We start from the raw sequence: 12,910 nt of genomic DNA, 5'->3' as shown, positions 1-12,910 counted from the left end.
TTGTCACAGGAAAATACAAGGAAAAAAAACTAAATATTCATAGTAGGACTATGGGGCAAAATGTGAAGATCTAAATATAAATACACTGTAAATTAAGTCCACAAAATTCCGTATCTTATTGAAAATTATTCCCTTATGCCCATCTATATGGATCGCCATGAGATACCTGATGAGATTAAGCCCGAACACGTGGCTCGTATGCATCAGGAAGATTTAAAAGTGCAGCATCTATACGGGTGCAGGGGAATTACGTATTGGTGCGATAGTGAAAGGCATACGGCCTTCTGTCTAATAGAAGCCCCTAATAAGGAAGCCATCCAACGAATGCATAACCATGCACATGGAACTTTACCTCATCACATCATTGAGGTGGATACTCGTGTAGTTGAATCTTTCCTGGGAAGGATCGAAGACCCTGAAAAATCTGCCAACTCTGAACTCAACATCATAGATGATCCGGCATTTCGGGTGATCATGGTCCTGCATACTGCTGAACATCTTCATCGGATGGAAGCGAATCAGCTTAGTATTTTTTCACAAAAGTTTCACCGAAGTATAGCCAAATCCATCAGGCATTTTGAGGGAAGTATTGTACAAGAAAATGACAAGGTATACCTGGTCTCGTTCAGATCAGTGACCAATGCCGTATTGTGTGCATTGAAAATCCTGGAGAATTTTAAATACCTCTTCCCAAAAGTGGAAAGTGAATTTCAAAGATTACAGATTGGAATAGCGTCAGGGACCCCGGTAACTGATCAGGAGGAGATTTTTCATGAATCTGTCACCAAGGCTTATCAAATGGCAGAATTTGTCAAAGATCAGATAGTGATTACCACCGCCGTCAAGGCACAATATGAAAACGAAAACAGAAATGCTATTATTGATCCTGTTTGTATCAGGGTGTTGACTCCAAATGAAGAAATTTTTTTAGGAGCGCTTTTATCCTTTGCGCGCAAACATTGGAATGGCCCAAAATTCAATATTGGTCTTATGAGCAAAATGCTTGGGTACAGCAGGTCACAATTATATCGAAAGATCAGGAAATTAACGGGCAAAGCACCAAACACCTTCATTCGTGAATACCGGCTTAACAAAGCACTTGAATTACTCAGACATCAAAAGGGTAATATTTCCGAGATTGCTTTTGAAAGTGGATTCAGTAGTGCTCCCTACTTCACCAAGTGCTTTCAATCAACCTTCCATATCCTTCCATCTAAATTCATCCAACTGGTCAAGTAGTAGGTCAGTGTATCGAATTGGGCTGATAGTATAATTCTTTGACCCAAATGTGATCATTCCCTGACTTTAGTATGTCTAATTTTATAGTGAGATATCAAGAGTATGCGAATCGCAAATCTCTCTATTATTTGGTTTGTGAAAATGCTGTGAAAGACAAAGGCAACAACTAAATCCAATGATATGAAAACTGTCAAAGAATTACCGGATGAAACCATCGAATCCTTTCGATCGGCTCTCAGAGGAGAATTAGTACTGCCTGAACATCCTGATTACGCTGAAATACGCAAGGTCTACAATGGAATGATTGATAAATACCCAGGTATGCTCGTCATGTGTGTTGATGTAGCTGACGTTATGTATTCAGTCAACTTCGCCAGAGAGAATGACCTCTTACTGGCAGTTAGGGGAGGGGGCCATAATGGCGGAGGACTTGGCCTCTGCGATAAGGGAATGGTCATAGACCTTTCTAATCTAAAGAATATACGCGTAGACCCCTCAGACAACACGGTGCGTGTAGGGGGAGGTAACCTTTGGGGGGAGGTAGATCATGCTACGCACGCTTTTGGACTGGCTATCCCTGCCGGTATTATTTCAACGACCGGAGTAGGTGGATTGACACTTGGCGGAGGAGTGGGTCACTTATCCCGAAAGTACGGCTTAACCATAGATAGCCTTATTGAGGCGGACATGGTGCTAGCTGATGGGAGTTTTGTAACGGTAAGCGAATCTCAGAACGCTGATCTATTCTGGGCCATAAGGGGTGGAGGAGGCAACTTCGGGGGGGTCACCTCTTTTAAATTCAGGGCGTACCCCGTGAAAGAGGTGATAGGCGGTCCAACCTTGTGGCCCATTGAAAAGACACCTGAAATTATGGCGTGGTACGATACATTTATCGATTCCGCCCCTGAAGATCTCAATGGCTTTATTGCTACGATGGTTATTCCCGGACCTCCTTTCCCTGAACATTTACATAACAAACAATTTTGCGGTATTGTATGGTGCTATACTGGAGATAAAGCTAAGTCTGAAGAAGTTTTTAAACCTATTCTGGATATGCAACCCTTGTTTGAGCACGTGGGCGGGATGCCCTACCCATCGATTCAAACTTTATTTGACGGACTTATGCCCCCTGGGCTGCAGTGGTATTGGAGGGCTGATCACTTTAACGACCTCAATGAAGAGATAAGCGCACAACATTTGAAGTACGGTTCTCAAATTCCAACTCCACTATCTCAAATGCATCTGTATCCTATTTCTGGAGCAGCTGCGAGGGTAGGTAATACAGAAACACCATGGGCCTACAGGGATGCAAAATATGCAGGAGTAATAGTAGGAGTGGATCCGGACCCAAAGAATGCGGCCAAGATCACTCAATGGTGCCAGGATTACTGGGAGGCTTTGCATCCTTTTTCTGCCGGAGGTGCCTATCCGAACTTCCTGATGAACGATGAAGGCCAGGAACGTGTCAAAATGAGCTATAAACATAATTATGACCGACTGAAGACTATAAAAAAGGCATATGACCCAAAAAATCTTTTCAGGGTTAACCAGAACATCAATCCAAACTAAACAGAGGTTCAATTCTGCTAAAACGCCTAGAGTTTCAGACCAATCCCATCTTTTGATGGATTAGGCCAAAATACTCTCGTGCCCTGAGTCTTTTACAAACAGGCAGGAACTGTTGGTCTTAAAGACCATTTCCTTTACGAAGTGGAAACTGAGATTCTCTTCCATCCCGAAAATATTTAAATCGGCCGACGGAGCGTTTTCTGCGATCTCCTTAAATTTCCCGATGTAGACCTCGGTAAGGGTTTTTGGCAGTCTGGAAAGATTGATCAGGGAATCCAGAAATTGCTTTGCATTCTCCTCTTCGGCAGGATCGTCGATTACGGTGATCAACCTGATCCTGGCATTCCAGTTGGTCTTGAGTTTGTAGGCGATCAGGAGGGAGAGGTCAAGATTTCCAATATCCCATCCTATGTTCCAGTTCTGCTGTCGGTCGCTGATCCAAACATTGATGATGTTCCGCTCGCCTAAAAGGGCTGTGGGGTGGGCTACGTATAGCAGGACGCCTATCTCCAGCCTGATGGATTCCCTGATGATAGGCCTTACTTCCTCTTCGTAATCATCGTGTTCCTGCAGGTTGAGAAATACCACATTGGGCTTAAAGAATGCCCCCTGAAGCGCCTGGTTGGCGTAATTGATACCTTTGGTGAATTCCTCAGCATGGATGACGGTCCAGGAGGAGAACACTTCCTTATTCCTAAAAGATTCGGAAAGGTGGTCCAGTTGATTGGCCAGGGTACTTTTTTCGGAAAAGGGTTCTATCCCCAGCAGTTTGATAGACCCAGTAGGTTTGGCGATATTCCGAAGGAATTCAAATATTCCTTTTACCCCGTTGATGTCCCGTACAGGTACCATCAGATTGGGTTTCCAGGCTCTCTGCTGCATCTTCTTCATCCCCCAGGTGTGTTTGGCGGCCCACTCCGCAAAGGAGACAAACAACCCTGATCGCACGTCCTCAAAAGGGGTTTCCAGGTTTTGACGTGAAAGGTACCAGTATACCGCAAAAACGATCATCACAGAGAGCAGGCTCACCGTTGGATTGATGATGAACATGGCAAAGACAGAAGAGATAAGCCCCACCCAGGGTACCCATCGGTGGATCTTAAACACGGGCCGGTAGCTGATCAGGCCGAGGTTTTGTTCTATGATGACCACAATGTTAATCATGGCATAGGTGATCAGGAAGAATAGGGTGACCAGAGGAGCTACGGCATTGATATTCCGAAGCAGCATGGTGGCAAAAATGAGGATGCCTGTGATGATCATCGCATTCCGGGGCTGGCCGTTGGCGCTTTGTCCGGCGATAAACCTGGAATAGGGGAGGACCTTGTGTTCTCCCATAGCGAACAGGATGCGGGAAGAACCCACTATGGAAGCCAGGGCGGAGGAAAAGGTGGCACCCAGGATCCCCGCGATGATCAGGGGGCCGAAGGCAGCTTTATCCACAATGATATAGTAATCGTTGAGTAACTCCGCTTCAGTGGCACTCCGGGCCAGCCAGTACGCCAGGCCCATATAGATCAGGAAGCTGACCCCAATGGCCCAGAGGGTACCCACGGGGATACTTTTTTTGGGGTCTTTTAATTCCCCGGACATGTTAGCGCCAGCCATGATCCCCGTAGCTGCCGGAAAGAATACGGCGAAAACGATCCAGAAACTGCTCCCGCTAAACGCATTCTCAACGGATCCTTTGTACGAGCCAAACCTGAGAGTTTCCTCATTGGTGAAGAACATAGAACCCTCATAGGCGGCCCAAATAATAGAAACAAAAGAGAGCACAATGACCCCCATGATGATGTACTGGGTCTTGATCGCCAGGTTGGCACTCACATAGGCGATGCCGAAGAGTATGGCGAAAACAAGGACATCTACAAGGAAGGGGTTATGATCGGGGAAAATACCTAGCCAGCCCTCCCTGAAACCGAAAATATACATGGTTACGGCCAGTCCCTGGGAAACATATCGTGGAATGCCCAGGCTTCCACCCACCTCGAGGCCCAGGGCCTGGGATACGATGGCATAGGCTCCTCCAGCGCCAATTCGGATATTCGTGGTGATGGCCGACATGGACAGGGCGGTACACAAGGTGATGCAAAATGAGACCAGGATAATAAGCCATGCCCCGAGCAGTCCGGCATTACCTACAACCCAACCTAACCTCAGGTACATGATCACCCCGAGGATGGTCAGCAGGGTGGGGGTGAAGACCCCTCCAAAGGTGCCGAATTTCTTTAAACTGACTTTCTGGTTATCCAAAGTTTTCCATTGGGTTTGGTTGTGCAATGAAATATATAAAATATCCCTTTTGTGCCGGAACAGGAATGAGAAAATTATCACAAAATGACGACTGGGCATAGAGAATATTACATGCTGCATACTGGGATTTCTCCCTACATTTACACAGGGCTTTCGAGAAGCTTAAAGCCTGGGATTACGCCTCTGAAACAGCATTAAAATGGCAACATTCAAATACGAAGTGGAAATACTCGCCCTCAGGGAGGTGCATGAGATACCAGGCACATGGGATGATGAGAGTTTCAAGGGGTTGCTACACCATCTGGAATACGATGGGGTGGAGGATATCCCCCGGGAAGAGCTCAGGGAAATGGCCTCCCTGGCGCTTTCTGATTTTGAAAAGGAAGAGGCTGTGGAGAAAGTACTGGAATTCAGGCTCGGCGAGCGTCTCAATAAAGGTCAGCGCAAAAATCTGGGCAACGAGATGCAGGAGGACCCCCTGTGGATAGAATACTCCGATCTGAGTTTCCACGAAGAGTTGTTTCATGTGGGATGCATGCTCTACTGGACCTTCCCGAGGAATTTTCCATCTCCGGATATCGCCGAGCTCACCTTCAGGATCACGGCCTTAAAACCTGAGGCTAAAAACAGTCTAATAAATCCGTCGGCATCCTTTCTGTGCCGAATCCTCAATGGTGGTATGGACAAATACAATATCATGAACCGCCTGTTCGACGAAAGCCTGGAGGGTGATGCTTTTCCGGAAGCAGATCACATCCTTTGGCAGATCCGGAATAAAGGCTTCGACGAAGGGTCAAGAGCTGTGACCGTGACCGTTTATACTTCCTGGAACTGGGTGGAAGACCTCAAAGGGGTAAGAAATTTTGAAAGCGTTGCCTGGACGGATGGGCAATTAGAGGGGTAATAGCCTTTCCTTTCCAGGCAAATATTTGTAAATTAAGAAGGTCAATTTTATAACTACTATGAGAACACACGACCTTATTCTGTTACTCGTCTTTCTTACGGTCTCATCCCTTTCCCTGACTGCCCAGAAGAAGCCCAAGATCAAAGGGAACAAAGAGGTGATACAGGTAAAGCAGGATATTGACGGAACATTCAACTCCCTCGAAGTGGACGACGGCCTCGAGGTGAACCTCAATCCGGGAGCCCGCAATGGGTATATCCTGGAAACAGACGCCAACCTGGTGGATGTGATACAGTTCTTTGTCGTGGACAGTGTACTGAGAGTCTATACCACCCAGGAGATCACAAGCAGCAAAAAACTGGACATCTATCTCGGTGTCTCCAATATTGAGCACCTCATTCTAAAAAACGATGCAAAAGTGACGGCAAAAGACCCCTTCAGGGCAGAAAGGTTTTATCTGGCCGGGTACAATTCGAGCCGGTTCGAACTGAATGTACAGGCCAGCGACGTCACCATTACCCTCCACCGCAATGCCGGGGGGAAGATTGAGATCGAAGCCGAGAATACGACTATCATCATGAATGACCGGACCGACATGAAGGCCGAGGCTGAAACGAAAAACCTTAGGGTGACGGTTAATAATACGGCCGATCTCAAGATTGACGGACGGGCAGACTACGCCGCCTACAACCTGAAGAAATCCTCCAAACTCGATGGAAGGGATATGAGAGTGAGTTCTGTAGACCTGTATACCTCCAACAATGCGGATGTGTATGTTCATGCCACCAAAAATTTGGAAGTGGATGCCCAGGGAAATAGCAATGTCTACGTGTACGGCAACCCCGATGTGGAAGTAAAAGGTTTTACCGACAGGTCCAAGATCATCAAGAGGTAAGGAGTAAGTAAAAATCGAATTCCATGAGATTTAAAACTTTGATGGCCGTCCTTTTTGCCGCCCTGATCATCATTTTTTCCCTTCAGAATGCTGAGATCACAGATGTGGATTTCCTGTTCTGGAAGGTGTCCATGTCCCGGGTACTGATCATCCTGGGAAGCTTTGGCATTGGCGTTCTTGTGGGCATTCTGGTGTCTTTGAAGAAAAAAGTAATGTAACATGTTAAAAAACAGATATATATACTTGCTTACTTTACTGATCGTATTACTGTATTCCTGTGCGAGTACATCCCGTCGATCCACGGCAGATCCAGACATGGAGGCCTTAGGGGAGCGGCTAGGCAGCAGGTCTTACGAGATCCAGGCTACCTGGGCCTTTCCGCTGATGAACCAGGGGATTACTCAGGTAGCCAATTCCGGTCTGCTGATGCCCGGGAGCAATGCGAACCGGATCGACCTCATGGGTAATTCCAATTATTTCAGGGTGGAAGGGGACAGCGTACTTATCAACCTTCCGTATTTCGGGGAACGGCAGATAGGAGGGGGGTATGGCAATACAGATGTCGGCATCAATTTCGAAGGAGTCCCGCTTTCCTATGAGTTAAAGAAAGAAGAGAAACAAGACCGATTCACAGCAGAGATAAGGGTCAGGGACGAGATCGAGACTCTTGTGATCAATCTCTTTCTTTTTCCCTCAGGCAAGGCAGATATCAATGTCAACAGTACACATCGCTCTTCTATCAGATATACGGGTGATTTACAACCTGTAAAAAAAGAATGATTTGCGGCAGGTCGAGCTTTGCATGCTTGAAGCGAGTTATATCCCGTTATTTATCGTTCATACACCTCCAATATCCCCATAAAAAATAGTACTATTGTAAGCGGTTGAGGCACCATTTATGGAAAAAAAGAAACAACTACCGCTGATCATAGGGGCCTTCTTTGCCATTTACGTGATCTGGGGTTCTACCTACCTCCTGAACAAGATAGCTGTGGCCGAATTGCCACCCTTTCTGTTGGCCGGCATTCGGTTCCTGACGGCAGGAACGCTGATCTTTCTGATCGCAGCCCTGATGGGAAAATCCCTGAAGATTACCAAAAAACAGTTAGGCAATACCATCCTGGCAGGCTTTCTCTTTCTCAGCTTCGGGAATGGGGTAGTGGTGTGGGCCCTGAAATACGTCGACAGTAATTTTGCTGCTCTGGAGATCTCCGCCCAGCCCCTGATCATCCTGATGATGATGTGGATGCTGCAGGGTAAAAAGATACAACCCATGTCCATGGTGGGGGTAGTCCTGGGGATCATTGGGATCTACCTGCTTATCAACCAGGATATCGTGATCGAACAGGAAAATGCCTGGCTGGGCATACTGCTGATCTTTCTGGCCATGCTCGCCTGGGCCTATGGCAGCCTTTTCGTCCAGGGGGCCGAGTTTCCTTCTAATTATTTCGTGAATACGGGGTACCAGATGTTTACCGGCGGAATCATGCTGGGCATCATCAGCCTCGCATTCGGGGAGACGTGGACGAGCCCTCTTACCTGGCAACCTGTAACGCATTGGGCTATGGTATTGCTGGTCCTCTTCGGGAGTATTGTGGCCTTCACTTCCTTCAATTTCCTGCTCAAACACGTGTCCCCTGAAAAGGTCTCCACCAACACCTACGTAAATCCTATCGTAGCCATGATCCTCGGGGCCTATTTCCTCAATGAACCCATCACGACACAATCCATTATCGCGGCCTGTATTTTGCTTACGGGGGTCTATTTTATCAATACCAGCAAAAAAGGTCTGCTGCTTTCCCGTTTCCGGAAATAGGGTAGGGCACCGCATGCCTAATATCCTGAGCGGCAATATTTAAGGCTTGCCCCCGTTCTATTCTTAATCTAACCCCAAGATTTACAAGACCATGAAAATAAACCGAATACTACTCGGCCTGCTGATGATCCTTTTCGCTGCCGGCACCTATGCCCAGGGCAATTACCACAAGGGCGTGCTCCACTTGAAAAAAGGAAAGGCCAAGGAGGTCTATATCGAAATCGATTTTGAGTTTCCCCAGCGCTTCCAGCAGGGAATTACCTACCTGGAACCCAAGGATTTTGACAAATTTATGAGTACCGGGAAGCTGAAAAGCAAGATGAAACAAAAGATGGAGCCCAAGCACTTTACGGGTTTTAGCCTGGAAGACGGAAGGGAATGGCATACCGTTTTCTACACAGACCTCACGGGCAGGGCCATCAAAATGATCCCGAAGCGCATGACCCTGGAACTGGTGGCAGGCGGGCCCATCAAGGTTTACAAGATGTACAGCCGGACCACAGGTAAGATCAACCAGGAGCTGGCCGATGTGTTCTTTGAGGACCGGGCCAATCTGGTGAATTATATACAGGATAATTTCCAATTGCTGGTCCTGAAAGACAAAAAGAACCCTACTAACATCGTTCAGATCAACCTGCTGAATTACATAGGGGACAACCCCAGGGTGAAAGAGAATTACGACAATAACCATTACGGCCTGAGAAACCAGTTCTCATCCGGCTTCAAAATGGGAAAGTATGTGAACAGGGAATTTGAAGCCGCTTTCCTGAGGATGATCGACGACTACAACGGGGATGGGGCGCCCGATTCAGAGGCCCGATCCAGGTAAACGGTTTACTTTTAAAAGAAACAGATCCTGCCCGGAAGGGACAGGATCTTTTTTTGATCAGGATTTAGTTTTATTTTAAGAAAATGCCGGTCTGATCTTCGCGATTCTTTGCTAAGTTTGGAGGTCCAAAACCAAAAGCAAAGATATCCCATGAAGATTCGGTTGTATCAAGTTACCCTTTTCCTTTTGTCTATCGTGTTCGTTCTTGTGATTTCCTGTAAGGAAGAGAAGTCGAAAGAGGAAACCGCTGCAGAGCTCATTCAATACGAGGAAGCTCCTTCGGACCTGCCGATAGACCGGCTCAGGCTGCCGGAAGGATTTAAGATCGAAGTGTACGCAGACGGCATCGACGGGGCGCGCTCTATGGCCATGGGAGAGGAGGGGACCCTCTTCGTGGGCACACGGAATGACAAGACCGTCTACGCCATACAGGATCTCGACAAGGATTATAAGGCCGACCACGTGACCATCCTCGATTCTACGCTGTCGGTGCCCAACGGGATTGCCTTCCGCAAAGGATCCCTCTATGTGGCTGAAGTAGGCCGACTTCTCCGGTATGACAGCATCGAAAGCCGACTGGACAATCCGCCATCACCGATAGTTGTGTACGACGATTATCCCAAGGCCTTTCACCACGGCTGGAAATACATCGCCTTCGGGCCCGATGACAAGCTCTATGTGCCAGTAGGGGCGCCCTGCAATATCTGTGACTCCACCTCTGTGGATGAACGCTACGCAACTATCACGCGCATGGACCCGGACGGGAGCAACCGGGAAATCTATGCCCAGGGAGTGAGAAACACCGTTGGCTTCACCTGGCATCCACAGACAAAGGAAATGTGGTTTACGGACAACGGACGGGACATGATGGGAGATGACATCCCGCCCTGTGAGCTGAACCGTATCACAGAACCCGGGCAGCATTTCGGTTATCCCTTCTGTCATGGGGGTACGATCCCCGATCCGGAATTTGGCGATTTAAGGCCCTGCTCCGATTTTACCGCTCCCGCACAGAACCTGGGAGCTCACGTGGCACCTTTGGGAGTTAAATTCAGCCCCGGGACCATGTTCCCGGTAGATTACAACAATACGGCCCTGATCGCAGAACACGGCTCCTGGAACCGTTCTAAAAAATCGGGATACCGCATCACCATGGTCAAGCTCGATGAGAACCAAGAGGCTGTGAGCTACGAGACCTTTATCGATGGCTGGCTCGATGAGGCCACACAGGAACAGTTCGGCAGGCCTGTAGACCTGCTGTTCCTAAAGGACGGCTCCCTGCTGATCTCAGACGATTACGGGGATGCGATCTACCGCGTGACCTATGACGGGATGGGGGTGCTGATCGAATAACCTTATTTTATTGCGCCGGAAAAGGATACTGATTTTTGTCATAGTTCGCTCAGCGTTATCGGGCTATTTTTAAGGCGATTTATTGATAATTGCTTTATTAATGGGACGTATGTATTCTGCTAAACTTTCTGCTGTTTTTGCGCTTTTTTTCTATCTGTCTTCTTTTTTCGGAAGTGCACAGGACCCTGTCATGATGAAACCGGTTGAAGAGGATAAAGAGGAAACTGTCAGCGAAATCTTTTGGGAGATCAAGGCGTATAAGATCTTTGAGACCCTGCTGGATGTCAAAGCGATCGATAAGTACGGGAAGATGCACGAGATAAGGGCCATCCAGAACTCAGAGGACGTCAGTATCCTCGATGTAAAGGCATTTATTGATGGGGAGCGGCTGCCGGTTAAACTCATCATCAAGAACAACGAACGCTACTATCCGCTCAAGGCCATTGATTCAGAGGGCAATCTGATCGATATCAAAGCCGTCACTGCCGAAGGAAAGATCCTGCCCGTCAAAGGCGTGAGCAAGACCGGGAACGTAGTGCATCTAAGGGCGATCGCGGAGGATATGTCATTCTACGACATCATCGCCATGTCACCCGACACTAAATTCAACCATGTCAAAGGGATCAAGATGACAGATAGTCCCGTAGAAGCCATCGTAAACGGCGTCTCCATCTTTGCCCATGTAAAATCTATAAAATAGTACAAGAGGGGTTAGTATACCTTCTTTGGATATTTTCTATTTTACATAATATAAATTATAGAACAAATATAATATTCGTAAAACGGCGTAAACTATGTATTTGATATAATTGCAGATATGACCTCCGTGTCAACGGATCATATCGTTCGCAATTATGTCAAAGCCGTTTTTCTGATATTTTGAGAATCCGCTCTTTATCGAAGCTTGATTTTCATGAAAGTCAGAATCGGTTCTCGACTTCATTCGAGGTGACATATGGAGAAAAATATGGTATCTTTAGGGGAAATAAATCCATGGGACCATGAAACGAACATTAAACACCTTAAAATCACTTACACTGCTTTTTGCCATGTTTGCCTTCCTGACTGCGGGAGTATTGACGTCTTGCAGGGATACCAAGAAAAAGGAAGAGACGGAACAAACCGAGGCGGAAGCCAGCGAACATCCTGAGTGAGAAGAGCACCCTGAAGTAGAGGAACACCCATCTGGCGAGGAGCATCCTACCAAAAAGGATTCTACTAATAATTAAGCATCCTAATTAACTATCAGGATCTCCGCTTCTTTGAAACGAAAAAAACGTTTTGGGGAAGGCGGGAGTATTTCCTATTTCCATAACCGGATACGCCATAAAATTGATAGGTCCGCCTACAGGGCCCGGTTCCAGCATGAGATCCCTCCCTTGCGTGAATTCTATGCGGTTGGCGGGATGTCGGCCAAAATAATAGGTGGCCAGGGCCGTGTATTTATTGGCCTCACTGATATCCACGGGCCACCATTTCCCTTCTGCATAAAACTCGGCCCAGCAGTGGTAACCATCTATGCCTCCCTCATCCCGGTCTGAAGGAATGCCTGCACCGACTGCGAAGCGTGCAGGTATATTTGCCGATCTCGCCAGGGAAATAAAGAGCGAATGAAACTCGGTGCAGTTGCCGGTGAGCGCATCACAGGCATAATTTGCGTCCCCGGTGCCATAGGTTCCGGCCTTGATGTATTTCATATTGTCGATGATGTAATCGTACAGCGCCCGCGCTTTCATAATTTCCCCATCGGCTCCCCGGGCCCCGATAATGGAATCAGCCAGGACCTGAAAGCGATCGCCGACCGGCATCAGCAGACTGGGATTCAGGTAATCCGCCACAAATGAACCATCTTCATAAGGGTTCTTTTCCCGCCTCACCACGTCGTATTCCAACACGATCTTTTTCCCACTTTCGTTTGGGGAAAGCTCCATAGAGACCACCTTGTTGCCGTATGTTGATTCCTTCACGTATTTATGCGCTACAGGAGCGTTAATCGAAACGTTATCAATGGTTTGCCAGTCATCAGATTGAGGAACCGGGATCCAGATCCTG

General features: G+C 47.4%; 13 protein-coding genes. 11 read left to right on the top strand and 2 right to left on the bottom strand.

The genetic code is table 11. The features are described from left to right. The first annotated feature begins 135 nt into the window (after positions 1 to 135). Both ABYP73_RS06090 and ABYP73_RS06085 read left to right on the top strand, forming a co-directional pair. Positions 136 to 1,239: a nickel-binding protein gene (locus ABYP73_RS06090; RefSeq protein WP_372973754.1), complete on the top strand. Its 1,104-nt coding sequence runs from the start codon at positions 136 to 138 to the stop codon at positions 1,237 to 1,239. Positions 1,240 to 1,419: 180 nt separating this feature from the next. Beyond that, positions 1,420 to 2,808, top strand: coding sequence for an FAD-binding oxidoreductase (locus ABYP73_RS06085; RefSeq protein WP_372973753.1), 1,389 nt, complete (start codon positions 1,420 to 1,422; stop codon positions 2,806 to 2,808). 60 nt (positions 2,809 to 2,868) lie between these two features. Here ABYP73_RS06085 and ABYP73_RS06080 read toward each other — a convergent pair whose 3' ends face one another. Next, a complete protein-coding gene (locus ABYP73_RS06080) occupies positions 2,869 to 5,061 on the bottom strand; it encodes an amino acid permease (protein ID WP_372946076.1) in 2,193 nt (730 codons plus the stop codon). 199 nt (positions 5,062 to 5,260) lie between these two features. On the opposite strand from ABYP73_RS06080, the gene ABYP73_RS06075 reads away from it, so the two are divergent. The 9 genes from ABYP73_RS06075 (at position 5,261) to ABYP73_RS06035 (ending at position 12,012) form a co-directional block, all read left to right on the top strand. Further along, positions 5,261 to 5,965, top strand: a complete 705-nt coding sequence (locus ABYP73_RS06075; RefSeq protein WP_372973752.1) for a hypothetical protein — start codon at positions 5,261 to 5,263, stop codon at positions 5,963 to 5,965. Between the two features lie 58 nt (positions 5,966 to 6,023). Next, entirely contained in the window at positions 6,024 to 6,860 is an 837-nt protein-coding gene (locus tag ABYP73_RS06070) for a GIN domain-containing protein (RefSeq protein ID WP_372946078.1), read from the top strand. 23 nt (positions 6,861 to 6,883) lie between these two features. Further along, a complete protein-coding gene (locus ABYP73_RS06065) occupies positions 6,884 to 7,078 on the top strand; it encodes a lipopolysaccharide assembly protein LapA domain-containing protein (protein WP_372946079.1) in 195 nt (64 codons plus the stop codon). 1 nt (position 7,079) lies between these two features. Beyond that, positions 7,080 to 7,640, top strand: a complete 561-nt coding sequence (locus ABYP73_RS06060) for a DUF4251 domain-containing protein (RefSeq protein ID WP_372973751.1) — start codon at positions 7,080 to 7,082, stop codon at positions 7,638 to 7,640. A 118-nt stretch (positions 7,641 to 7,758) separates the two neighbouring features. Beyond that, the gene (locus ABYP73_RS06055) at positions 7,759 to 8,676 is read left to right on the top strand and encodes an EamA family transporter (protein WP_372973750.1); all 918 of its coding nucleotides are present in this window, start codon (positions 7,759 to 7,761) and stop codon (positions 8,674 to 8,676) included. 91 nt (positions 8,677 to 8,767) lie between these two features. Continuing rightward, a complete protein-coding gene (locus ABYP73_RS06050; protein ID WP_372946056.1) occupies positions 8,768 to 9,505 on the top strand; it encodes a hypothetical protein in 738 nt (245 codons plus the stop codon). Between the two features lie 150 nt (positions 9,506 to 9,655). Then, positions 9,656 to 10,858 carry a sorbosone dehydrogenase family protein gene (locus ABYP73_RS06045; RefSeq protein WP_372946055.1) on the top strand — a complete coding sequence of 401 codons (1,203 nt, stop codon included), beginning with the start codon at positions 9,656 to 9,658 and terminating at the stop codon, positions 10,856 to 10,858. 109 nt (positions 10,859 to 10,967) lie between these two features. Then, entirely contained in the window at positions 10,968 to 11,558 is a 591-nt protein-coding gene (locus ABYP73_RS06040; protein ID WP_372973749.1) for a hypothetical protein, read from the top strand. Between the two features lie 301 nt (positions 11,559 to 11,859). Continuing rightward, complete coding sequence (locus tag ABYP73_RS06035) at positions 11,860 to 12,012, top strand: hypothetical protein (RefSeq protein ID WP_372973748.1); 153 nt, start codon at positions 11,860 to 11,862, stop codon at positions 12,010 to 12,012. An 84-nt stretch (positions 12,013 to 12,096) separates the two neighbouring features. Here ABYP73_RS06035 and ABYP73_RS06030 read toward each other — a convergent pair. Beyond that, positions 12,097 to 12,910: transglutaminase family protein (locus ABYP73_RS06030; RefSeq protein ID WP_372973747.1), on the bottom strand; the 814-nt coding region annotated here is incomplete at its 5' end.

This window comes from Muriicola sp. (assembly GCF_041567615.1).
GTDB lineage: Bacteria > Bacteroidota > Bacteroidia > Flavobacteriales > Flavobacteriaceae > Muriicola.
Note: the sequence above shows the minus strand (reverse complement) of the source record. Positions and strands in the feature narration are given on the sequence as shown.